Origin of the sequence: Pseudomonas putida (assembly GCF_002741075.1) — a bacterium.
GTDB lineage: Bacteria > Pseudomonadota > Gammaproteobacteria > Pseudomonadales > Pseudomonadaceae > Aquipseudomonas > Aquipseudomonas putida_T.
Genome location: NZ_CP016634.1, coordinates 1,797,546 through 1,817,871, shown reverse-complemented (window position 1 = coordinate 1,817,871; position 20,326 = coordinate 1,797,546). Strand labels below are relative to the sequence as shown.

The window sequence follows — 20,326 nt, the reverse complement described above, 5'->3', positions numbered from 1 at the left end:
GGCAAATCCTCAGACGAAACGGCAGGCAATGGCGCCGAGCTGGTCATAGTCGACATGGAAGGTATCGCCGGGGCGTGCGGTCACCGGGCGGGTGAAGGAGCCGCCGAGGATCACCTGGCCGGCTTCCAGCCCCACGTCGTAGGGGGCCAGCTTGTTGGCCAGCCAGGCCACGCCTTTGGCCGGGTGGTTGAGCACTGCGGCGGACACCCCGGACTCCTCGATCACACCATTGCGGTAGAGCACCGCCGGCACCTTGCGCAGGTCGATCTCGGTGGGGCGAACGGCGCGCCCGCCCATGACCACGCCTGCGTTGGCGGCGTTGTCGGAGATGGTGTCGAAGACCTTGCGGGTGGCGTTGGTCTGTGGGTCGACCTGCTGGATGCGCGCGTCGATGATCTCCAGCGCCGGGATCACCCACTCGGTGGCCTCCAGCACGTCGAACAGGGTCACGTTCGGCCCCTTGAGCGGCTTGCCGAGGATGAACGCCAGTTCCACCTCGACCCGGGGCACGATGAAGCGTTCGAAGGGAATGTCGCTGCCTTCGTCGAAGAACATGTCGTCGAGCAGCGCGCCGTAGTCCGGCTCGGTGATGTTCGATGACACCTGCATGGCGCGCGAGGTCAGGCCGATCTTGTGACCGACCAGCTTGCGCCCGTCAGCGATCTTGCGGGCGACCCAGGCGCGTTGGATGGCGTAGGCGTCTTCGATGGTGATGGCCGGGTGTTCCAGGGAGAACTGACCGACCTGTTCACGTGAACGTTCGGCCTGGTCGAGGCGGGCGGCGGCGTTTTGGATGATGCTGGCGTCGAGCATGGGAACCTCAAGGCTTGGAAAACAGAGGGTGCAGGCTGCTGTGCTTGGCGTCGTAGACCTGGCCTGGGCTCTCGTCGATCTGCAGGGTCACGCCCACCGGGCGGCGTTCGAGCAGCGCGTCCAGATGGCCGCGCAGCACGGCCAGCAGGCTGTCGCCGACCTGCTGGTGCACGGCGCGGCTGCGTCCGGCACCCATGCGCAGGTTGGCGTAGACAAAACCGTAGTTGCCCTGGCCGTCGGCGATCGCCGCATGGGCTGCGGGGTAGGCCAGCACGCGGGTACCCCCGGTGGGAAACACCGGGCGGCCCGTCTCGTCGCGTTGCTCGATCATGCAGTCGGCCAAGGCGCGGCACAGGCCACCCATGTCGGCATCGGCTTCGATGTCCGGGCTGTAGAGCAGGACCAGATGAGGCATGGCAGGGCTCCTTACAGGCGGCTGGCGGATATCACGCCAGCCGGGTTCGAGGCCTGGGCAGCCGGAATCGCCGAGCCGTCCTGGGGCGTGATCGGGAAGATGGCGTTGATTTGGCCGGTCCCCGAAGAGCCGAAGTAGGGCGTGACCACCTCGGCCTTGCCGTCGTACTGCGACCAGCCCAGGGCACCGAGCAGCATGGCGGTGTCGTGCATGAAGCCTTCGCCGTGGCCCTTGACCGCGTATTCCGGGAGCATGGTGCAGAAGTCGGCCCAGTCGCCGTCTTCCCACATGCGCACCACGCGGTGGTCGAGGGTCTCCAGGAATGGGCTCCAGACCTTGGTGGCGAACTCCGGCGCCTGGCCGTTCTGGGCGAAACGGTGGGACAGCGAGCCGCTGGCCAGGAACGCCACGGTCCCGTCGTAATGGTCTTCGACCGCCTTGCGCATGGCCCAGCCGAGGCGGGCGCTGTCGTTGAGGTAGTGGGAGGTGCACAGCGCCGAAACCGAGACCACCTTGAAGTGCTGGTCGGCGTTCATGTAGCGCATGGGCACCAAGGTGCCGTACTCCGGTGCCAGGGTGGTGGCGTCGTGGGCCATGGTTTCCACGCCCAGGCGGTTGCAGGTTTCAGCCAGCACCCGGCCCAATGCCGGGTTGCCCGGGAAGGCATAGGGCATGTTGGCGATGAAGTGCGGCAACTCGTTACTGGTGTACAGCCCCTCGAAGTGAGGCGCGCAATTGATGTGGTAGTTGGCGTTTACCAGCCAGTGGGTGTCGAACACCACGATGGTGTCCACGCCCAGTTCGCGGCAGCGGCGGCTGATCTCCAGGTGGCCATCGATGGCCGACTGACGGAACCCTTGGCGCGGGCCAGGAAGTTCGGACAGGTACATGGACGGCACGTGGGTGATCTTGGCGGCCAGAGCGAGCTTGCCCATGGGAATCTCCGGTGAAGTGTTGTTGTTCTGTGCCCATGAAGGGGGTAGGCCCGCTCCCGCAGAACACTGCGGGAGCTGGCAGCACTAGATGCCCCAGCGCGGAATGTGGTGGCTACCCATGGATATACACACGTTCTTGATCTCGGCGAACACCTCGAAGCTGTATTGACCGCCTTCGCGCCCGGTCCCCGAGCCTTTCACGCCGCCGAACGGTTGGCGCAGGTCGCGCACGTTCTGGCTGTTGATGAACACCATGCCGGCCTCGATGCCCCGGGCCAGGCGATGAGCCTTGCCGATGTCCTGGGTCCAGATGTAGGACGCCAGGCCGTACTCGGTGTCGTTGGCCAGGCGCAGCGCCTCGGCTTCATCCTTGAACGGAATCAGGCAGACCACCGGGCCAAAGATTTCCTCTTGGGCGATGCGCATGCGGTTGTCCACGTCGGCGAACACCGTGGGCTGAATGAACTGCCCCTTGGCCAGGTGCGCCGGCAGGCCCGCCGGGCGCTCCAGGCCACCTGCGACCAAGCGTGCGCCTTCCTCGATACCGATGCGGATGTAGCCTGTGACCTTGTCGTAGTGCTGCTGGGTGATCATCGAGCCGACTTGAGTCTTCGGATCGGTCGGGTCGCCGACGATCAGCCGCTTGGCACGAGCGGCGAACTGCGCCACGAACTGCGGGTACACGCTTTCCTGGATAAAGATACGGCTACCGGCGGTGCAGCGCTCGCCGTTGAGCGAAAAGATCGTGAACAGCGCAGCATCCAGGGCGCGTTCGATGTCGGCGTCTTCGAAGATCAGCACGGGCGACTTGCCGCCCAGCTCCATGGAGTACTTCTTCAGGCCCGCGCTCTGCATGATCTTCTTGCCGGTGGCGGTGCCGCCGGTGAAGGAGATTGCCCGTACGTCTGGATGGCGGACCAGGGCGTCACCGGCAGTGGCGCCGTAACCTTGAATCACGTTGAGCACGCCATTGGGGATGCCGGCTTCGACTGCCAGGCGGCCCAGTTCGTTGGCGGTCAGGGGCGAAAGCTCGCTCATCTTCAGTACCGCGGTGTTGCCCAGGGCCAGGCAGGGCGCGGTCTTCCAAGTGGCGGTCATGAATGGCACGTTCCAGGGCGATACCAGACCGCACACACCCACCGGCTGGTACAGGGTGTAGTTGAGCATCTGGTCATCCACCGGGTAGGTGTGGCCGTCCATGCGGGTGCAGACTTCGGCGAAGAAGTCGAAGTTGTGCGAGGCCCGTGGAATCAGCACGTTCTTGGTCTGGTGGATCGGCAGGCCTGTGTCCAGGGTCTCCAGCTCGGCCAGCTTGGGCACGTTCTGGTCGATCAGCTCGCCCAGGCGGCGCATCAACCGCGCCCGCTCCTTGGCGGGGGTGTTGGCCCACTTGGGGAAGGCCTCCTTGGCCGCGGCCACGGCTTGGGCCACTTCCTCGGCGCCGCCGCTGGCCACTTCCCCGATGGCATCGCCAGTGGCCGGGTTGTAGTTGATGAAGGTGTCGCGGCTCTCGACTTCGCGGCCGTTGATCCAGTGCTTGATCATGCTCATGCCTCTTTTGTTTTCGGGGCGAAGAACTCGGCTTCGCTGACGATTCGGTTGACCAGACGGCCCACGCCTTGGACTTCCACCACCACTTCATCGCCTGGCAACACGTCGGCCAGGCCCTCCGGCGTGCCGGTAGCGATCATGTCGCCCGGCTGCAGGGTCATGAAGCTTGAGAAGTATTCGATCAGATAAGGGATGTCGAAAATCATGTCCGCGGTGGTGCCTTCCTGTTTCAGCTCTCCGTTGATCCAGGTGCGCAGCGTCAGGTTGGACGGGTCCGGCACATCGGCGGCGTCGACGATCCACGGGCCGACCGGGGTGGTGGCGTCGCGGTTTTTCACCCTCAGGTTGGGGCGGTAGTAGTTTTCCAGATAGTCGCGGATGGCGTAGTCATTGCAGACCGTGTAGCCGGCCAGGTAGTCGAGGGCGTCCTCGCGCTTGACGTTGCGCGCCGGCTTGCCGATCACCGCCACCAGTTCGCACTCGTAGTGCATGTAGGCGACGTTGTCCGGGCGCCAGGTGACCTGGTTGTGGCCGGTGTAGGTGCCGGGAGACTTGATGAACGCCAGCGGCTCGGTGGACGGAGTAAAGGCGAGCTCGGCGGCGTGGTCGGCGTAGTTCAGGCCCAGGGCGAACATGGTGCCGTTGGCCGGCGGCAGCCAGGTGACCTGGTCGGCGGCGACCAGGCGGCCATCGGCCAGGCGCAGGTGCTGGTCATTCTCGACGGTGGCCGCGTGGACCTGGCCGTCGAACTGGATACGGGCGTGTTTCATGGGCAGGTCCTCATTCGGCGACGATGGTGTTGATCAGCTGGCCGAGGCCGTCGATCTCCACGGTCACCCGGTCACCGGGCAATACGTCGACGCGGCCTTCCGGCGTGCCGGTGATCAGCACATCGCCGGCATGCAGGGTCATGAATTCGCTGATCTCAGCGATCAGCTGGGCCACGCTGCGCACGCAGTTGGCGGTGTTGTTGTGCTGGCGCAGTTCGCCGTTGACCAGCAGGCGAATCCCCAGGGCCTGGGGGTTGGGCACCTGCGCCGCAGGCACCAGTTCAGGGCCGAAAGAACAGAAGCCATCACGGCACTTGGCCTTGACCGCCGGGCGGTAGTAGCTCTCCTCAGGCAGGCTGAACTCGTTGACGATGGTGTAGCCGGCCACATGCGCCAGGGCGTTTTCCACGCTGACCCGGCTGGCGTCCTTGCCGATCACCACGCCCAGTGCCGGGCCCGGTTGCAGGCGCTCGACTGCCGAGGGGTAGGTGACGGGTTGGCCGTGCTGGTTGCGGGTATTGGGGGTCTTGATGAACAGCACCGGCTTGACCGGCGGCTGCTTGTAGGGCGGTTCGTTGAAGGCGGCGAGGTGCTGCTGCAGCAGGCCCTGGTAATTCAGGGCGACGCCCAACAGGGTGCCGCTGGCAACCTCGTGCAAGGCACGGCTCATGCTTTTCTCCTGGCGGTAGGCGAAGCGATGTGGAAGCGCTTCTTGGCATTTTTGTTAATGTGTTAACGTTATAATTAATATGTTAACGATCGTCAAGGCACTCCCGGGACGATTCGCGACCACCGGCCAGTGCTACCATGGAAGCCGGCCCGACTCGCCAGCCCGCACGAGCACGACATGAAAGAGCGACAGCCGATCCCCAACATCAACATCGGTCAGGTGTACGACCAACGGTACAGCGAGAGCGAGGTCCACTATGACCGGCTCGGCAACCTGGCCGGTTTCTTCGGGCGCAACATGCCGGTGCACCGGCACGACCGCTTCTTTCAGGTCCACTACGTCAAGACCGGCAGTGTGCGGGTGTACCTGGATGAGCAGCGCTATCACGAGGCGGGGCCGATGTTCTTCCTGACGCCGCCGACCATTCCCCATGCCTTCGTCACCGAACCCGACGCCGACGGCCATGTGCTGACCGTCCGCCAGCAACTGGTATGGCAACTGCTGCAGGCTGAGCCTGGGCTGATGGCCGGGCCGCGGCTGGCGCCGGCGTGTGTCGCGATGGGGCGCCTGCAAGGCCAGGCAGCGGTCGATGCGCGGCAACTGGAAGTGCTGTTCGACATGCTCGGCGCCGAGATCAGCAGCAATCGGCCAGGGCAGGGCACCGCCGTGCAGGACCTGGCCAGGCTGGTAATGATCGGTCTGTTACGGCTGTGCGCCAATTCCCTGGAGGCGACGCCAGCACGGCATGAGGATCTGCGGCTGTTCAACCGCTTCAACGAACTGATCGAGTTGCATTACCTGGAGCACTGGACACTCCCAGCCTATGCCGTCGCCCTGGGCGTGACCGAAGCACGGCTGAACGATGTCTGTCGGCGCATCGCGGATCTTCCGTCCAAGCGACTGGTGTTCGAGCGGTTGATGCAGGAGGCCCGGCGCCTGCTGTTGTACACCGGTGGCTCGGCCAACGAGATCTGCTATCAGTTGGGCTTCAAGGACCCGGCCTACTTCAGCCGGTTTTTCCAGCGTCATGCGCAGATGACGCCAGGGGAGTACCGTCAGCGGCAAATGCGGTGATGGTGCGGCGGCGCTGGACAGATCCCCTGCAAATGTATTTCACTTTGTTAGTATCTTAATGAAATGCTGTGCGCATGCCTTGCCCCCAAGCACCACAGCCCCTAGATTCCTGGCTTTGCAACCTGAACTGATGAGCATGACCTTACCAAGACCCTCCCTGACCCTGACCCTCCTGCAGGCCCGCGAAGCAACCATGGCGTTCTTCCGCCCGGCCCTCAACGCCCATGAGCTGACCGAGCAGCAATGGCGGGTGATCCGCATCCTGCGTCAGCAGGGTGAACTGGAGAGCCATCAGCTCGCCGACCAAGCCTGTATCCTCAAACCAAGCATGAGTGGCGTGCTCAAACGCCTGGAGCGCGACGGCCTGGTGGGCCGGCGCAAGTCGCCCGAGGACCAGCGTCGCATCTTCATCAGCCTCACCGTGCGTGGGCAGCAGCTGTTTCTGGCCATGAGCGAGCAGATGGAGCGCAACTATCAAGAGATCCAGCGTCAGTTCGGCAGCGACAAGCTCGAACAACTGATGGGTCTGCTCAACGAGCTCAAACGCATCAAGCCCTGAGCCGTTGCCCCTCAGCGACTGGTCAAGGCCAGCGAGTCGTCGAGAATCTTCAGCAGCGACGCCGCCCGCCGCGCGTAGACCGCAGGGTTGGCGTACATCAGCTCCACATGCAGGCTGTCGATGATCCCCAGGTAGGCGTCGCCGTAGAGCTCCAGCTTGTTGCCATCGCTGCGGGCCCAGGCATGGCGCTCGCGCAGGGCCTGGCAAAAGTCCACCCGGATTCGCTCCAGGTAGGCTTCGAACCCTGAGGTGACCAGCGGCTTGAGCGAAGCGGGCGGCAGAAAGGCTGCGCGCAGCACGAAGCGCAGGCTGGGCGAGCTGGCATAGCGTTCGGCGAGGTCCAGGGGATGTCTATGCCCTGGCGGCAGGCCTTCTGCCGACTCCCGCGCGAACGCGTCCTGAACGTAAGCCGTTTCTTGCGCCAATGCGCGCTCGAAGGTCTTGGCGAACAACGCATCCTTGTTGGCGAAGTGGGCATACAGCGACGCCTTGCGCATACCCGCCTGGGCGGCGATCTCGCTCAGTGACGAGCCATCATAGCCATAGTCGGCAAAATGACCCTCGGCGGCATCGCAGACGCGCAGGGCGGACGGGCTCAAGGCTTTCACAGGTGCACTCCAGGCTTGCATCGGGTTGGTGCGGCGATTGTGTTGTCCGTTGAGGGCGGGGTCAAACCCCTGCGCGCCAAATGCCTGGGCCCGATTCTTTATTGCCGTCGGTCAGCGTCTGCGCAGATAAAGCGAATCTCCTTGTTCGCCGTGCACTCGACACTATGCACGGCCGCTGTCGTGCATTCCTTACGCCACACGAGGTGACAGATGATGGCTAACAAAGAGACCAGCAAAAGCGGCAGCCAGGGTGGATCGAAGAACCCAGGCAATTTCGCCAACGACCGCGAGAAAGCCTCCGAAGCCGGCCGCAAAGGTGGGCAGCAGTCCGGGGGTGGCCGGTCGAGCGAGTCCAGCCGCAAGGGCGGCCGCTCGTAAGCAAGGTAGCGCAGTGCCGGGGCGTCCTGGCACTGCGATCAACGGGCGAGGAGGACACACCCTATGCCAATAGCCCCAATGCTCTGCCTGTTGGGCGGCCTGACGCTGCTCGGCGGCTGTTTCGACCGCGATGACGACCATCCCGCCAAGGATGCCGATCCCAGCAAGCCTTCGTTGCAAATGCAACAGCCTGACACGCCGGCCACTGCGCCTGCTTCCCCATCGCAACCGATGCCATCCCAGGATCCCGACAACTGATCGCGCGAGGAGTGAGGCATGAGGGTGATGACTTGCGAGACCGACGTCCCGGTAACGCCGGCTCCAGCTTCGAGTGAATGCCTGGAGCACCGCTACCGGGCCTTGCTGGAGGGCCGCTGCAGCGATGGCCTGCAGTGGCTGTATGAACAACTGAACCGCGCCGATGCGCTGCCTGATGATTTGCCCGGTTCTCCCGCACAACTGGACCAGTGGTCTGCCTGCCGCGCCGCCAGCGTGGCCGAGCACTATGCGCTGTACCTGCAGGCGCGGCGTCGGGGGGCACCGCGTCGCTACTTCGTCAATCGGTCCCAAGCCCTGTGGTTCTTGCAACAGGTCGCGCCCACCAAGGCGGTTGACGGGGCCTGGTTGCAGGGCGTCCTGCACCATTGGCATGACCCGCGTTACCACGGCCTGATCCGTACCTACCTCGAAGAGCTCGGCGAGGGCGACCCACGCTGCAACCACGTGCTCATCTACCAGCGCCTGCTCACCCGCCTGGGCTGTCAGGAGCTGTTGCCCCTGGCCCCGGCGCGCTATCTACAGGGCGCCCTGCAACTGGCTCTGGGGCAGCACTTCGATGAGTTCCTGCCCGAAGTGATCGGCTACAACCTGGGCTATGAGCAACCGCCACTGCACCTGTTGATCACCACCCACGAACTGGCGGAGCTGGGCATCGATGGCCATTACTTCCAACTGCACGTGACCATCGACAATGCCGCCAGCGGTCATGCCCGTAGAGCGATCCATGCGCTACGTCAGCTCTGGCCAGAGCAGGGCGGCGAGGATTTCTACCGGCGGGTACGCCGTGGCTATCGCCTGAATGACCTGGGCATCGACACGCCCAGCCTGATCGCCAGTTTCGACCTCGAGGGCCAATTGCTCGATGCCCTGGACCGCAAGCGCCTGTTCGGCCAACGCATGCATTCGGACCATTGTCGGTTGCAGGGCCGCACCCTCAACCAATGGATGAGCGCTCCCGACGCCATGCCCGGGTTGCTCAAGGCGTTCGAGCAGCACGGTTGGGTACGTCGGGGCGAAGATCCGGCGCACAGCCGCTTGTGGACGCTGATCGAAGGCCCAGACGCCGCCATGTTCGGGGTGTTCAGCGCCTACGAGAAGCAGCTGTGGCACGACTGGATCGCCCAGCGGTGGGAAGGGGCCTGCGTGCGCCGCGTGCTGCCGGGCAGTTGGCAAGTCGATCTGGAACCGGATGACATGGCGCTTGATCAGGCGCCGGTGCAGGCGCTGATCGCGCAGATGGCCGGCAACCGCCACGCCTCGCCTGAAGGCTTGCGCGCCACCCGCGCCTATATCCAGGCCACTGGCCTTGCCCAGGAGGAGCCCTACTGATGCAACTGAGCCCCGAACAGATCCAGGCCGACCAGGCGCTGCTGCAACTGGGCCGGCGCTTGCGTGCGGACGGTTATCGCTTCACCTGCGTGACCCCCGCGACCCATGCCTGCAACAACGCCCGGGCCGGCAGCGAACGGGCGGGCACGCTGCGCGATGTGTTCGGCTGGAGCCGGCCCTTCGACCCTGCGCTGATCTCGGCCGATGAGTTACAGCAACTGCAGGCTGCCAAGGTGCTGACGGCGCAGGGCCAATTGCTGCGCAGCAGCGTGCGCTGGTCCAGCCTGGACGACCTGTTGCTGGTGCATTCGGCCTTTCCCACCGAGGCCAGTGATGCGGTGTTCTTCGGCCCGGACAGCTACCGCTTTGCCCAAGTCATCCATGACCACCTGCAGCGCACACCCCGACCCGTCCAGCACGCCGTGGACATTGGCTGCGGCACGGGCGTGGGGGCGTTGCTGATCGCCCGTGCCGCGCAGCATGCGCAGGTCAGTGCCGTGGACATCAACCCGCTGGCCTTGCGCTACACCGCGATCAATGCGGCCCTGGCCGGGGTGGGCAACCTGTCGGTGGAGCCGAGCGACCTGCTCGAAGGCATCAGCGGCACCTTCGATTTGATCGTGGCCAACCCGCCGTACATGCTCGATGCCAGCGAACGCGTATATCGCCATGGCGGCGGGACGTTGGGCGCACAGTTATCGCTGCGTATCGTCGAACAGGCGTGTGAACGCCTGAGTGCCGGGGGCGCCTTGCTGCTCTACACGGGGGTAGCCATCGTCGAAGGGCGCGATGCCTTGCTCGAAGCCATCCGCCTGCGCCTGGCGGGGCCGCAATGGAGCTGGGTGTACCGGGAAGTCGACCCGGACGTGTTCGGTGAGCAGTTGCTGGAACCGGGTTACGAGCGAGTCGAGCGCATCGCTGCCGTGACCCTGACCGTGACGCGCAATGCGTGAGGGCATGCGCCGGCCCTTGAGCTTTGGCATCGAGGAGGAATACCTGCTGCTGGATTTGCGCAGCGCGCAGGTACTGGCCAACCCTTCGCTGAAAGTGGCCAGGCGTTGCCGGGAAATCATGGGCGGATATTTTGCCGAAGAGATGTTTCGTAGCCAGATCGAAGTCGCCTCGCCGGTATTCAGCCACCTGCACGAGGCCCACGCGTTCCTGCGGAGCACCCGCCAACGCCTGGGTGAGGCTTTGGCCGAGGAGGGCGTGGGTCTGTACTGCGCCGCCAGCCATCCGAGCGCTCAGTGGCTACGCCAGCGCGCCCGGACCACGCCCCACTATCGCCAGTTGTTCGACGACTATCAACACGTGGCCCGGCGCAGCCTGTTGTCCGGGTTGCACGTTCATGTGGGAGTGCCTCCCGGGTGTGACCGTATCCAGTTGATCAAGCGCGTGCTGTACTGGTTGCCGCTGTTTCTGGTGTTGAGCACCTCGTCGCCCTTGTGGTGCGGCCAAGCCACCGGCTACATGAGCTATCGACGGGTGATCTGCGCCGAGTGGCCGCACATGGAGCTGCCGGAGCCGCTGGCGGACTGGGAGGCCTACCTGCGCTATCGCGCCCTGCTGGAGCGCACCGGCGCCCTGAGCAAGGAGGGCGATTTCTGGTGGGCGATTCGCCCATCGCGGCGATTTCCCACGGTGGAGCTGCGCATCTGCGACGGATGTCCGCGCCTGGAGGATGTGCTGTGCATTGCGGGCCTGTTCCGTCACCTGGTGCAAAGTCTGGCGGTGGATCACTACGACTCCACGCCGGTCAACCGTGAAGTCCGCTGGATCACCCAGGAAAACTACTGGCGGGCCAAGCGCCAGGGTCGTCATGGGCTGTTCATGGGTGTCCACGATCACGTGCCGGTGACTGCCGAGGGCTGGTTGGCCCAGTTGCAGGCGCTGTGCCCGCCGGACACGGCGGATGCGCAGCGCGCGATGCTTCAGGCCCAACGCATTCTGCGTGATGGCACCAGCGCCGATCGCCAGCTCGCCTGCCTGGCGCAGGCTCGCAGCGACGGGCTGGATGCGCGCCAGGCCCTGCGTGCGGTGGTCGATCAGGTGCTGGCCGATGGTGCCTTGGGCGTGCGTTGTTGAGCGAGTGTGTACGAGCTACTGTCTCGTGTTGTCTGCTCGGGCCTATTCGCGGGTAAACCCCACAGGGTTCTGCGGTGTTTTCTACAACAGCGCTGCGGGCGGCTCATTGTTCCTTGATGATCGAGATCTTGCCGTTGCGTTCGACGATGGCATAGGGGATCTGCTCCACCGCCTCGATGCCCTGGCAATCGAGTTCGAAGACTCCGCTCAGGCGCGTTCGCCGCGCAGCCAGCGCTCGTGGTAATGCTGCAGGCGCGTCAGGCCATACAGCGCGCCCTGGCGCAGCACTTCAGGGCGATCGCCGAAAAAGCGCTGGCTGCGGGTGAACACGGCAATCGATTCATCCTGAAACGCCCAGGCAAAGCACAAGGTGCCCGGTGCGATACCGTCGCTCCCGTCCGGGCCGGCCAGGCCGGTGGTGGCGATGGCCACGTTGGCGGTGCTGTCCTTGAGCGCGCCGAGGGCCATCTCCCAGGCCACTGCCTCGCTGGTCAGGCCGTAGCGCTCGATGGTCACAGGGTTCACCCCAAGCAGGCGCTGCTTGGCCTTGGGTGAATAGACGACGTAACCGCTTTCCAGCGACTCGCCCACGCCCGGGTGCTCCGCCAACAGGGCGACCATGCGCCCCGCGGTGCAGGATTCGGCGGTGGTCAGCACCAGGGCATTTCGCTTCAGGTAATCCAGCACGTGCTGGACAGGGTCCTCGCGCATCGGGGGCGCCTCGTTGGGGTCTTTTGCGATGGACGGCAGTGTCAGGCAAATGGTTCAGCCTGTTGCGCGTGACCACCCGTCGGTGGGCGTGATGGGCCGAACAAACCTTCAATCCTGGCACTGCCTCGAAACCTGTAGCGACCCATCGATTCGTCAGAAGGAGGCGCACCATGCCCAACAAGCCCCATGACCAGTTCAGCATGCAGAACCCACTGACCCAGTACCCGCATCCGCCATTTCCCGAGCAGACCCAAGCCCCGCCAGGGCTGGATGCGAACATGCAGCCCAAACCCGACCACGGTGAAGACACCTACAAAGGGTTCGGTCGCCTGGCCGGGCGCAAGGCGCTGATCACCGGTGCCGATTCCGGGATCGGCCGCGCCGTGGCCATCGCCTTTGCCCGAGAAGGCGCCGACATCGCGCTCAACTACATGCCCATGGAACAGGCCGACGCGCGCGAAGTGATCAAGCTGATCGAGGCTGAAGGCCGCAAAGCCATCGCGCTCCCAGGCGATCTGAAGGACCAGCGCTTTTGCGGTGAGCTGGTCGACCAGGCCCATGAGCAGTTGGGCGGCCTCGACATTCTGGTCAACGTCGCCGGCAAGCAGGAGGCGCGCAAGGACATCGGCCAGATCAGCCACGAACAGTTCGACCACACGCTCAAGACCAATGTCTACGCACTGTTCTGGCTGTGCCAGGCGGCAGTGCCGTTGATGCCGGCGGGCGCCACCATCATCAATACCGCCTCGATCCAGTCCTACCAGCCGTCGGCGACACTGCTGGACTACGCCACCACCAAGGCGGCCATCGTGGCCTTCACCAAAGCCTTGGCCAAGCAGGTGATCGAGCGGGGCATCCGGGTCAACGCCGTCGCCCCGGGGCCGATCTGGACCGTGTTGCAACCCAGCGGCGGCCAACCGCCGGAGAAAATCCCCGAATTCGGTTCGCAGTCGCCGATGAAGCGCCCCGGCCAACCCGCCGAGTGCGCACCGCTGTATGTGCTGCTGGCCACCCAGGAGTCGAGCTACATCACCGGAGAGGTGTTCGGTGTCACCGGCGGCAACCCGTTGCCATAGGGCGGCGCGAGTAAACCTTCAGGACGCCGCGCAGTCCTTGGAAGTAAGGGCCCCTGTGCTTGCCGGGCCAAGGAGGTGGCTGATGACCTTCATCTGCCTGTTGCGCGGTTGCCAGTGGGGCGCCGCACTGAGCTGTGAATACCCCGGGCTGCAGTGCCAATGCTGCGAGCGCTGCGGCGCCTTGCGCTACTGCCGGCCCGGCCAACCGTTTGAACCTGAAACCTAGGAGCTACGCCATGGCCCGGGCAATCTGGAAAGGCGCAATCAGTTTCGGTCTGGTGCATATCCCGGTCAGCCTCAACACGGCAGTGCGCACCGAGCGCGTCGATTTCGACTGGCTGGACAAACGCAGCATGGAACCGGTTGGCTACAAGCGGGTGAACAAGGTCACTGGCAAGGACATCGACAAGGCACACATCGTCAAGGGCGTGGAGTACGAAAAGGGTCGCTACGTGATCATCAGCGAGGAAGAAATCCGCAACGCCCGTCCCGAGGCGACCCAGACCATCGATATCTTCTCGTTCGTCGATGCTGCCGATATCCCGTTGCAGCACTTCGATACCCCGTACTACCTGAGCCCCGACCGTCGGGGGGGCAAGGTCTATGCCCTGTTGCGCGAGACCCTGGAAAGTACCGGCAAGGTTGCCCTGGCCACCGTGGTGCTGCATACCCGTCAGCACTTGGCACTGCTGCGCCCACTGGACGAGGCCTTGGTGATGATCACTTTGCGCTGGCCGGAGGAAGTCCGTGGCGTAGAGACCTTGGAGCTGGACCACAGCGTGACCGACGCCAAGGTCGACAAGCGTGAGCTGGACATGGCCAAGCGTTTGGTCGAGGACATGAGCGGACCGTGGACGCCGGAGGACTATCACGACGCCTTCCGCCAGACCATCCTCGATCTGGTCGAGGAAAAGGCGGCCAAGGGCAAGATCAGCGTGGTGGAAAAAGGCGAGGGCGCGGCGACGCACAAGGGTGCAGATATCGTCGACCTTACCGAACTGCTCAAGCGCAGCCTGGGTGGCGGCAAGAAAGCCACACCGGAGAAAAAGCCGGCCAAACGCTCGCGCAAGGCGTCCTGAACGGGGGCCGCATCGCGGCCCCTCATCATTCTGTGACCGCCCCCTCCAAGCTCACCAGGTAGTCCCCAAACCCCTCCCGCGCTCGGCTGTTTCGCCGGCTGCTGGTGGCCACGCTATGTCGGGCCGTCCAGACGATCTGGGCACCGCAGGCCTCCAGCGCCCGCACCAGGTGCACATCTTCGTGGGCCGGCAAGGGCGCGAATCCACTCGCACGCGCATAGGCCTGGGCACACACGCCCAGGTTCGCACCATGGATATGCCGGTGGCCATCGCTGGCGTCGTATCGGCTGCGGTAAAGCTGACGCAACGCGGCGCCTTGCCATGGCTGCCAACGTTCGATATGCACGGTGCCGCACACCGCATCGGCCGCGAACTGCAGTTGGGACAGCAGCCAGTGCGCTGGCACTCGGCTGTCGGCGTCGGTGAAGGCCAGCCATTGCGCGCCACGTTCAAGCATCCATGCCGCGCCCGTGCGGCGGGCAATGCCGACATTGCCCGCATCCACTGCAAGCGTTGCTACGCCATGGCGGTCGGCAATGGTGGCACTGGCGTCGTTGCAGCGGTCGAGCACCACCAGCACCTGCACCGTCAGGCCTGCCTGTTCGGCCTCGTGGGCGGCGCGGTTCACCGCGCGCAGGCAATGCTCCAGGTGTCGGGCCTCGTTGTGCGCCGGGATGACTACGCCAATCATGGGCAGGTCTCGTCCAGGTCCACCACGCTGGGCTGGCACGACCAGTATTCAAGTAAAAAATCCGCCTCTTCGTGGCGCAGCACCGGGTACAGCGGCAGGTGCCGAGCCAACAGCTCATGCACATCGCGGCCATCCTGGGGGCAGCCGACGATCGGGTGGCGCCAGTGGCAGGCCAGCAAGCCGCCGTCATCGCTGAGGCTGGCCACCGATTGCTCGATCACCTGCAACCAGTCCGTCGGGTCCAGGTAGTAGCCAATCTCGCTCAAGACGATCAGGTCGAATTGGCCGCCGGGCCAATCGCCGGGCAGGCGGCCTTGCTCGACCTGTGCGTGGCCCGCGGCGGCCAGGCGCTCGCGGGCGAGGCTCACCGCAGTGGCGTCGATGTCCTGGCACAACAGCGTGGCGCAGCGCTCGGCCAGCAGGACGCTGAGCTCACCGTTGGCGCAGGCGGGCTCGAAGATGCGTCGATAGCACTGTTGCGGCAGGCTGGCGAGCACCAGCTCGCGTTTACGCCGCTCATACCAGCGAGTGCGGAACGCCCAGGGGTCGTCGCTGGAGGCGTACAGGTCGGCGAAATACTGCGCATCAAGGCTCATGGCGACTCCGTTGGTATTCAAAGCAGAACCAGTTCGAAAGGCTGCAACAGGCACTCCAGCAGGGCGGGCTTCAACACCGGTGGGCGCTCGCCATCGACCTGCAGCTGGCTCAGATGCGCTGACAGCGCCTGGCGCTTGCGGGCCAGGCGGGTTTCATCCAGCGCGATGCGATGTGCCCTTGGCCAGGGCAGGCGGGGATCGTCCGGGTCGGCCCAATGCCATGCCCAGACAGGGACCTCGGCCAGCTGTACCTTGTGGGCCTGGCAGGCCTGGGCAGCAGCGCGGCCGACGGCCTCATGATCGGCATGACCGTCGCCGCGCCAGGTGGTCAGCAGCAGGTCATCGGTCTTGAGCAGTTGACCAAGGTGGTTGAGCAGAAAGGCTTCGTCGCGCGGGACCGCGCCGTCCTTGAGGTGCAGCCGGTGCCAGTCGAGGTGGGCAAGGTCCAGGCCCAGTTGCTGCAAGGCCTGGCGACTTTCCAGTGGCCGTTGCCGGCGCAGGCGGTGTTCGGTCCACTGACTGGAGCCGGGATGGCTGGCCTCGCCATCGGTGACCGAGATCAGTAACAGGTCCTGCTCGCGCCCCCTGAAACCCGCCAACAGGCCACCTGCCATGAGGATCTCGTCGTCCGGATGCGGTGCCACCACTACCAGGCGTCGCCCGGGCGGGCACAACTGGTCGGGGGTGATCCAGGTGGCCCGGGCCAGATGGGCAGACTGCTGCCATTGGCTCCAGGGGGTGCCTCTGCCGTTTTTTATCGGATCGTCGCTCATAGCTGCCACGCCCCGGCTGGCACCTGGGCCAGTTGTTGCCCGAGCGCCGCCAAATCGCGTTCGGCGTGGCTCTGGCGCAGATAGACCGGCAAGTCGGCACTCAATCGGGCGAAGTGGCTGCTGCGGCAAAAGGGTGTGGCGCCCAATGCTCGGCCCACATGGTGGATCACTTGCTCCACCGCATGCTCGACCTGGGCGCGGGTGCGGCGTACCTCGAAGCTGGCGTCGGCGCTCGGCTGCCGGTCGATCCATCCCGCGCATTCGCGCAGTGCTGCGCGCGCGCCGTACAGTGCAGCGTCCACCGCGCCCAGGTGCGCCAGGGCATGGGCGTCCGGCGCCGGTTTGCGGCAATGTTCGCGCAGGTAGTCCGCCAGGGCTTCGGCTGCACCATACCAACAGGCGGCGATACCCGCGCCGCCGTGCCAGAAACCTGGGCGCATGAGGTATTGCCCAGGCCGGCCCACGGCAATCCCGGGGGCATCGTCGAAAGCGATCTGAACACTGGTCGTGGTGGCCATGCCCACGGCTTGCCATTGCTCCACCTGGATATGCTGGCTGGGATGGGCCAACTCGATGGCCACCAGCTGGGGCTGGTCGTCATCGTCCCAGGCAGTGATCAAGGCTCGGTCGATCTGCAAGGCGCCAGAGCACCAGGCCTTGCGCCCACCCAGGCGTACCTGCTCACCCTGGCGGGTGAGGATGCGCGCCCGGGCATCCGGCGGCTCGGCGGCCCATACGCCCCAGAGACCGTCGCCCACCAGATGCGGTGCACCGCACTCGGCGAGGATAGCCAGGGCGTCGGTATGGCCTTCATAGAGCTTGGCCAGGGCGAGATCGCAACCGGCGATGCGGGCGAGGGTCTGCCAGCGCTGCAGGGTGTGCCCTTGGCCGGGCAGGGGCAGCAGGTCCAGATGGTCGGACTGCAAAGCCTGCATCAGCACGGGCAGTTGTGTGTCGAGATTCAGTGCCTGGGGACGTTCGGTGAATGCCCGCAGCAGGCGGTCGAGGTTGGTCAGGTCGAAGTCCTGGATGATGCTCATGTGCTCGGCTCCCCCGTGGTGTTCTTCTTCCAACCGCGCAAGTTCATGGCGCACAGGCAGAACTGCAGGACGATCAGGGCCCAGGCCTGTACCTGCCAGCCCCAGATCACCCACAGCACGTTGCTGCTGATGAAGCAGCAGAAGCCGACACGGCGGCGGCGCGGCTGGCGGGAACCGATGCACCAGGCAGCCAGCACGGTCAGCAGCATGGCCGGCCATTGCACTACGTCGAGCAGCACGGCCATCAGTCCAGGCCCAGCTGCTTGCGCATGCGCGCGGTGATCGACTGCCGGGTCTTGGTCAGATCCTTCCAGGGGTCATCGACCTCGGCCAGTCGTTCGACCACGTTGCCGATGTGCCATTGGTTGGCGCCCTTGAGCTGGGGCAGCTCCTCGGGCCAGATCGGCACCGACACCGGCAGGCCCTCACGGGCGCGCAGCGAGTAGGCGCTGACCGTGGTCGCACCTTTGCCGTTGCGCAGGTAGTCGATGAAGATCCGCCCGACCCGGTTCTTGGGCCCTGACACCGCGCTCAGGCGCTCGGGGAAGAGCCGGGCCAGGTACTCGACGATGGCATGGCTGAAGTCTTTCACCTCGTCCCAGCCTGCGCGGCGGGTCAGCGGCACCACCAAGTGCATGCCTTTGCCGCCGCTGGTCTTGAGGAACACGTTCAGGCCCAGCTCGTCGAGCAGGGTGAGGGTCAGTTGCGTGGCTTCGAGCATGGCCTTCCAGGGCAGCGCCGGGTCTGGGTCCAGGTCGAGGACAAAGCGGTCGGGCTTGCCGAAGTCCTTGTCGGTGCCGTTCCAGGTGTGCAGTTCGAGCGTGTTCATCTGCACCGCGCCCAACAGGCTTTCGGCGCTGTTGAGGATCATCGCAGCCTGGCCAGCCTGGGTTTTGCTGTAGCTCACCACGCCTGGGATATGCAGTTGGCCTGCGTTTTTTTGGAAGAACAGCTCGCCGCCCAAGCCATCCGGTGCCCGCACCAAGGCCACGGGGCGGTCCTTGAGCTGGGGCAGGATCCACGGCGCTACCTGGGCGTAATACTCGGCGACCTGGCGCTTGGTCACGCCGCTGGTGGCATCGATCACCCGTTCCGGGTGGGTCAGGCGCAGATCACCGAGCAGGGGTTCGGAGGCGGGCTTGGCGACGCGTGTCTTGGGCATGGCGCGCTCCAGGTCGATGGCGGATGCGGGTTTGTCATCGCGCAGGCCATGAAACACCGAGTGGCGCACCACGCCGTCACGGGTCATCTGAGCATAGGCGACCTCGGCCAGCAGCTGGGGCTTGAGCCAATGCACGCCTCGGGCATCGGCACCGGTGGGCGGCTTGGCCAGGGCGGGCTTGTCCACCTCCAGTGGCTTGAGCCGGGCATGGATGCTGTCCAGCGTGGTGGCGCTGAACCCGGTGCCGACCTTGCCGGCGTAGCGCAACTGACCGCTGTCGTTGTCATGCAGGGCCAACAGCAGGGCGCCAAAGGCATTGCGACTGCCCTTGGGGTCGGTATAGCCGATGATCACGAACTCCTGGCGCTGCTTGCACTTGAGCTTGATCCAGTCGCTGCTGCGCCGACCGCTATAGGGGCTGTCGGCGCGCTTGCCGATCAGCCCTTCGAGCTCCAGGCGACAGGCGCTGTCGAGCAGCGAATCGACGGGTTGGTCGAAGTCGGCCGAATACTTGACCTGCGCCGACTCACGGCCCTCCAACAATTGCCGCAAGGTCTCGCGACGATCCTGCAAGGGCACCTGGCGCAGGTCTTGGCCGCCGAGAAAGGGCAGGTCGAACAGGTAGTAGGTGATGCGCTCGTCGTGCTCGGTATCGAAGGCGTTCTGTAGCGCCTGGAAGTCAGCCAGACCGTTTTCGCCGGCCACCACCACTTCGCCATCGAGCCAGGCGGACTTGAGCTTGAGCTTGCGCAGGGCAGCCACCTGGTGGGGCATCTTGGCGCTCCAGTCGTGGCCGTTGCGGGTGAACAGGCGCACCTGCGCCCCCTCGATGCGGGCCAGGATGCGATAGCCGTCGAACTTGACTTCATAGCGCCAGTCACCGGTCGGCGGGGCGTCGACCAGGGTGGCCAACTGGGGTTCCAGGCGTTCGGGCAACTCGGCGTTTCTGGCGTTTCTGGCGCTGCTGGCGCGTGCTCGGGGGCTGGCCGTTCGTTGGGAGGGCTTCGCAGGGGGCTTGGCTCGGCGAGGCACCAGGGTGCGCTCGCTCAACACGCTGTCGGGTTGGGCGTCGACGATGCTGTAGTCGGTTTCGCTGCGGGCCTGGTCATCGTCGGACTTGACCAGCATCCACTGCTCCTTCTTGCCGGCCAGGTGGGTGCGGAACAGGTTCCAGACCCCGGCGAGCTTTTCGCCTTGCAGGCGAAAGCGCAGCTTGCCCTTGGCATAGGCGCTGTGCGGGTCGCCCTCCGGCTCCCACACACCACGGTCCCAGACGATCACATCGCCTGCGCCGTAATGGCCCTCGGGGATATGGCCTTCGAAATTGGCGTAATCGAGCGGATGGTCTTCCACGTGGATGGCCAGGCGGCGCACCTTCGGGTCCAGCGATGGGCCCTTGGGAATGGCCCAGCTCTTGAGGGTGCCGTCCAGTTCCAGGCGAAAGTCGTAATGCAGGTGGCTGGCGTCGTGTTTCTGGATGCAGTACTGCAAGGCATGCACCGCTCGGCCGCCGCGGCGGGCGCCGGCAGGCTCGGGCGTGGCATTGAAGTCGCGCTTGCGCTGGTACTCCTGCAGGGGCTTGGCCATGGCGGGCTCCGGGAGGGTTCGCGGGTCTCTAGACGTGGGAGAGAGCGTCGCGCTCGAGAGTTCAGAATTTTTCCCCGGCCTGCGCCGCCGGGCAGAAACTCTGAATCATTGTCCGGCTCCGGCAGTCGACCGCATGAACCCACCC

23 protein-coding genes and 2 pseudogenes are annotated in these 20,326 nt (G+C 65.1%); 10 read left to right on the top strand and 15 right to left on the bottom strand.

Annotation, left to right across the window (positions count from 1 at the left end; translation table 11 throughout):
* Positions 1-9: 9 nt before the first annotated feature.
* From hpaH to IEC33019_RS08400, 6 genes are all read right to left on the bottom strand, one after another.
* A complete protein-coding gene (gene hpaH, locus IEC33019_RS08425) occupies positions 10-813 on the bottom strand; it encodes a 2-oxo-hept-4-ene-1,7-dioate hydratase (protein WP_070092932.1) in 804 nt (267 codons plus the stop codon).
* Between the two features lie 7 nt (positions 814-820).
* Positions 821-1,228 carry a 5-carboxymethyl-2-hydroxymuconate Delta-isomerase gene (locus IEC33019_RS08420; protein WP_070092933.1) on the bottom strand — a complete coding sequence of 136 codons (408 nt, stop codon included), beginning with the start codon at positions 1,226-1,228 and terminating at the stop codon, positions 821-823.
* A gap of 11 nt (positions 1,229-1,239) precedes the next feature.
* On the bottom strand, positions 1,240-2,163 hold the full coding sequence (gene hpaD / locus IEC33019_RS08415) for a 3,4-dihydroxyphenylacetate 2,3-dioxygenase (protein WP_070092934.1): 924 nt from the start codon (positions 2,161-2,163) through the stop codon (positions 1,240-1,242).
* Positions 2,164-2,247: 84 nt separating this feature from the next.
* Complete coding sequence (gene hpaE / locus IEC33019_RS08410) at positions 2,248-3,708, bottom strand: 5-carboxymethyl-2-hydroxymuconate semialdehyde dehydrogenase (protein WP_070092935.1); 1,461 nt, start codon at positions 3,706-3,708, stop codon at positions 2,248-2,250.
* A 2-nt stretch (positions 3,709-3,710) separates the two neighbouring features.
* A complete protein-coding gene (locus IEC33019_RS08405) occupies positions 3,711-4,484 on the bottom strand; it encodes a fumarylacetoacetate hydrolase family protein (protein WP_099593315.1) in 774 nt (257 codons plus the stop codon).
* Positions 4,485-4,494: 10 nt separating this feature from the next.
* Positions 4,495-5,154 (bottom strand): fumarylacetoacetate hydrolase family protein, encoded by a 660-nt coding sequence (locus tag IEC33019_RS08400; RefSeq protein WP_070092937.1) that lies wholly within the window; start codon positions 5,152-5,154, stop codon positions 4,495-4,497.
* Positions 5,155-5,331: 177 nt separating this feature from the next.
* Here IEC33019_RS08400 and hpaA point away from each other — a divergent pair, with 177 nt between their 5' ends.
* Both hpaA and hpaR read left to right on the top strand, forming a co-directional pair.
* A complete protein-coding gene (gene hpaA, locus IEC33019_RS08395; RefSeq protein ID WP_070092938.1) occupies positions 5,332-6,228 on the top strand; it encodes a 4-hydroxyphenylacetate catabolism regulatory protein HpaA in 897 nt (298 codons plus the stop codon).
* A gap of 136 nt (positions 6,229-6,364) precedes the next feature.
* Positions 6,365-6,787 (top strand): homoprotocatechuate degradation operon regulator HpaR, encoded by a 423-nt coding sequence (gene hpaR / locus IEC33019_RS08390; RefSeq protein ID WP_070092981.1) that lies wholly within the window; start codon positions 6,365-6,367, stop codon positions 6,785-6,787.
* Positions 6,788-6,798: 11 nt separating this feature from the next.
* Here the strand turns inward: hpaR and IEC33019_RS08385 are convergent, their stop codons facing one another.
* Entirely contained in the window at positions 6,799-7,395 is a 597-nt protein-coding gene (locus IEC33019_RS08385) for a TetR/AcrR family transcriptional regulator (RefSeq protein WP_244509766.1), read from the bottom strand.
* A gap of 258 nt (positions 7,396-7,653) precedes the next feature.
* On the opposite strand from IEC33019_RS08385, the pseudogene IEC33019_RS08380 reads away from it, so the two are divergent.
* From IEC33019_RS08380 to IEC33019_RS08360, 5 genes and pseudogenes are all read left to right on the top strand, one after another.
* Positions 7,654-7,773, top strand: a pseudogene (locus IEC33019_RS08380) (KGG domain-containing protein); the annotation flags it as partial.
* A 63-nt stretch (positions 7,774-7,836) separates the two neighbouring features.
* Positions 7,837-8,031 carry a hypothetical protein gene (locus IEC33019_RS08375; RefSeq protein WP_070092940.1) on the top strand — a complete coding sequence of 65 codons (195 nt, stop codon included), beginning with the start codon at positions 7,837-7,839 and terminating at the stop codon, positions 8,029-8,031.
* Positions 8,032-8,058: 27 nt separating this feature from the next.
* A complete protein-coding gene (locus tag IEC33019_RS08370) occupies positions 8,059-9,381 on the top strand; it encodes an iron-containing redox enzyme family protein (protein WP_372340667.1) in 1,323 nt (440 codons plus the stop codon).
* Complete coding sequence (locus IEC33019_RS08365; protein ID WP_070092942.1) at positions 9,381-10,334, top strand: methyltransferase; 954 nt, start codon at positions 9,381-9,383, stop codon at positions 10,332-10,334. Before IEC33019_RS08370 ends, IEC33019_RS08365 begins: the two co-directional genes overlap by 1 nt.
* A 4-nt stretch (positions 10,335-10,338) precedes the next feature.
* The gene (locus IEC33019_RS08360) at positions 10,339-11,466 is read left to right on the top strand and encodes a carboxylate-amine ligase (protein ID WP_099594150.1); all 1,128 of its coding nucleotides are present in this window, start codon (positions 10,339-10,341) and stop codon (positions 11,464-11,466) included.
* A 103-nt stretch (positions 11,467-11,569) separates the two neighbouring features.
* Here IEC33019_RS08360 and IEC33019_RS28160 read toward each other — a convergent pair.
* A pseudogene (locus IEC33019_RS28160) lies at positions 11,570-11,656 on the bottom strand (DUF421 domain-containing protein); the annotation flags it as partial.
* Between the two features lie 17 nt (positions 11,657-11,673).
* Positions 11,674-12,177 (bottom strand): CinA family protein, encoded by a 504-nt coding sequence (locus tag IEC33019_RS08350; protein WP_070092944.1) that lies wholly within the window; start codon positions 12,175-12,177, stop codon positions 11,674-11,676.
* Between the two features lie 170 nt (positions 12,178-12,347).
* Here IEC33019_RS08350 and IEC33019_RS08345 point away from each other — a divergent pair, with 170 nt between their 5' ends.
* From IEC33019_RS08345 to IEC33019_RS08340, 3 genes are all read left to right on the top strand, one after another.
* Positions 12,348-13,253, top strand: a complete 906-nt coding sequence (locus IEC33019_RS08345; protein ID WP_070092945.1) for an SDR family oxidoreductase — start codon at positions 12,348-12,350, stop codon at positions 13,251-13,253.
* Between the two features lie 82 nt (positions 13,254-13,335).
* Positions 13,336-13,479, top strand: coding sequence for a PSPA7_2676 family Cys-rich small protein (locus tag IEC33019_RS27540; RefSeq protein WP_170831785.1), 144 nt, complete (start codon positions 13,336-13,338; stop codon positions 13,477-13,479).
* A gap of 10 nt (positions 13,480-13,489) precedes the next feature.
* Positions 13,490-14,332, top strand: a complete 843-nt coding sequence (locus IEC33019_RS08340) for a Ku protein (protein WP_070092946.1) — start codon at positions 13,490-13,492, stop codon at positions 14,330-14,332.
* 25 nt (positions 14,333-14,357) lie between these two features.
* Here the strand turns inward: IEC33019_RS08340 and IEC33019_RS08335 are convergent, their stop codons facing one another.
* The 6 genes from IEC33019_RS08335 to ligD are packed head-to-tail and all read right to left on the bottom strand — an operon-like array spanning position 14,358 to position 20,181.
* The gene (locus IEC33019_RS08335; protein WP_099593312.1) at positions 14,358-15,023 is read right to left on the bottom strand and encodes a glycosyltransferase; all 666 of its coding nucleotides are present in this window, start codon (positions 15,021-15,023) and stop codon (positions 14,358-14,360) included.
* Entirely contained in the window at positions 15,020-15,619 is a 600-nt protein-coding gene (locus IEC33019_RS08330) for a class I SAM-dependent methyltransferase (RefSeq protein WP_070092948.1), read from the bottom strand. The genes IEC33019_RS08335 and IEC33019_RS08330 overlap by 4 nt, the downstream gene beginning before the upstream one ends.
* Positions 15,620-15,636: 17 nt before the next feature.
* Entirely contained in the window at positions 15,637-16,392 is a 756-nt protein-coding gene (locus IEC33019_RS08325; RefSeq protein ID WP_070092949.1) for a PIG-L deacetylase family protein, read from the bottom strand.
* On the bottom strand, positions 16,389-17,432 hold the full coding sequence (locus IEC33019_RS08320; protein WP_070092950.1) for an acyl-CoA dehydrogenase family protein: 1,044 nt from the start codon (positions 17,430-17,432) through the stop codon (positions 16,389-16,391). The genes IEC33019_RS08325 and IEC33019_RS08320 overlap by 4 nt, the downstream gene beginning before the upstream one ends.
* A complete protein-coding gene (locus IEC33019_RS08315) occupies positions 17,429-17,641 on the bottom strand; it encodes a hypothetical protein (RefSeq protein ID WP_372340668.1) in 213 nt (70 codons plus the stop codon). The genes IEC33019_RS08320 and IEC33019_RS08315 overlap by 4 nt, the downstream gene beginning before the upstream one ends.
* A 35-nt stretch (positions 17,642-17,676) precedes the next feature.
* A complete protein-coding gene (gene ligD / locus IEC33019_RS08310; protein ID WP_099593309.1) occupies positions 17,677-20,181 on the bottom strand; it encodes a DNA ligase D in 2,505 nt (834 codons plus the stop codon).
* Positions 20,182-20,326: the final 145 nt, after the last annotated feature.

Coding starts and splice junctions, on each gene's coding strand:
- IEC33019_RS08365 (WP_070092942.1), top strand. CDS start 9,381: ATGCAACTGAGCCCCGAACAGATCCAGGCCGACCAGGCGCTGCTGCAA.
- IEC33019_RS08330 (WP_070092948.1), bottom strand. CDS start 15,619: ATGAGCCTTGATGCGCAGTATTTCGCCGACCTGTACGCCTCCAGCGAC.
- hpaE (WP_070092935.1), bottom strand. CDS start 3,708: ATGATCAAGCACTGGATCAACGGCCGCGAAGTCGAGAGCCGCGACACC.
- hpaA (WP_070092938.1), top strand. CDS start 5,332: ATGAAAGAGCGACAGCCGATCCCCAACATCAACATCGGTCAGGTGTAC.
- IEC33019_RS08420 (WP_070092933.1), bottom strand. CDS start 1,228: ATGCCTCATCTGGTCCTGCTCTACAGCCCGGACATCGAAGCCGATGCC.
- IEC33019_RS08345 (WP_070092945.1), top strand. CDS start 12,348: ATGCCCAACAAGCCCCATGACCAGTTCAGCATGCAGAACCCACTGACC.
- IEC33019_RS08320 (WP_070092950.1), bottom strand. CDS start 17,432: ATGAGCATCATCCAGGACTTCGACCTGACCAACCTCGACCGCCTGCTG.
- hpaD (WP_070092934.1), bottom strand. CDS start 2,163: ATGGGCAAGCTCGCTCTGGCCGCCAAGATCACCCACGTGCCGTCCATG.
- IEC33019_RS08335 (WP_099593312.1), bottom strand. CDS start 15,023: ATGATTGGCGTAGTCATCCCGGCGCACAACGAGGCCCGACACCTGGAG.
- IEC33019_RS08340 (WP_070092946.1), top strand. CDS start 13,490: ATGGCCCGGGCAATCTGGAAAGGCGCAATCAGTTTCGGTCTGGTGCAT.
- hpaR (WP_070092981.1), top strand. CDS start 6,365: ATGACCTTACCAAGACCCTCCCTGACCCTGACCCTCCTGCAGGCCCGC.
- IEC33019_RS08370 (WP_372340667.1), top strand. CDS start 8,059: ATGACTTGCGAGACCGACGTCCCGGTAACGCCGGCTCCAGCTTCGAGT.
- IEC33019_RS08325 (WP_070092949.1), bottom strand. CDS start 16,392: ATGAGCGACGATCCGATAAAAAACGGCAGAGGCACCCCCTGGAGCCAA.
- IEC33019_RS08405 (WP_099593315.1), bottom strand. CDS start 4,484: ATGAAACACGCCCGTATCCAGTTCGACGGCCAGGTCCACGCGGCCACC.
- IEC33019_RS08350 (WP_070092944.1), bottom strand. CDS start 12,177: ATGCGCGAGGACCCTGTCCAGCACGTGCTGGATTACCTGAAGCGAAAT.
- IEC33019_RS08315 (WP_372340668.1), bottom strand. CDS start 17,641: ATGCTGCTGACCGTGCTGGCTGCCTGGTGCATCGGTTCCCGCCAGCCG.
- IEC33019_RS08360 (WP_099594150.1), top strand. CDS start 10,339: ATGCGCCGGCCCTTGAGCTTTGGCATCGAGGAGGAATACCTGCTGCTG.
- IEC33019_RS27540 (WP_170831785.1), top strand. CDS start 13,336: ATGACCTTCATCTGCCTGTTGCGCGGTTGCCAGTGGGGCGCCGCACTG.
- IEC33019_RS08400 (WP_070092937.1), bottom strand. CDS start 5,154: ATGAGCCGTGCCTTGCACGAGGTTGCCAGCGGCACCCTGTTGGGCGTC.
- ligD (WP_099593309.1), bottom strand. CDS start 20,181: ATGGCCAAGCCCCTGCAGGAGTACCAGCGCAAGCGCGACTTCAATGCC.
- IEC33019_RS08375 (WP_070092940.1), top strand. CDS start 7,837: ATGCCAATAGCCCCAATGCTCTGCCTGTTGGGCGGCCTGACGCTGCTC.
- hpaH (WP_070092932.1), bottom strand. CDS start 813: ATGCTCGACGCCAGCATCATCCAAAACGCCGCCGCCCGCCTCGACCAG.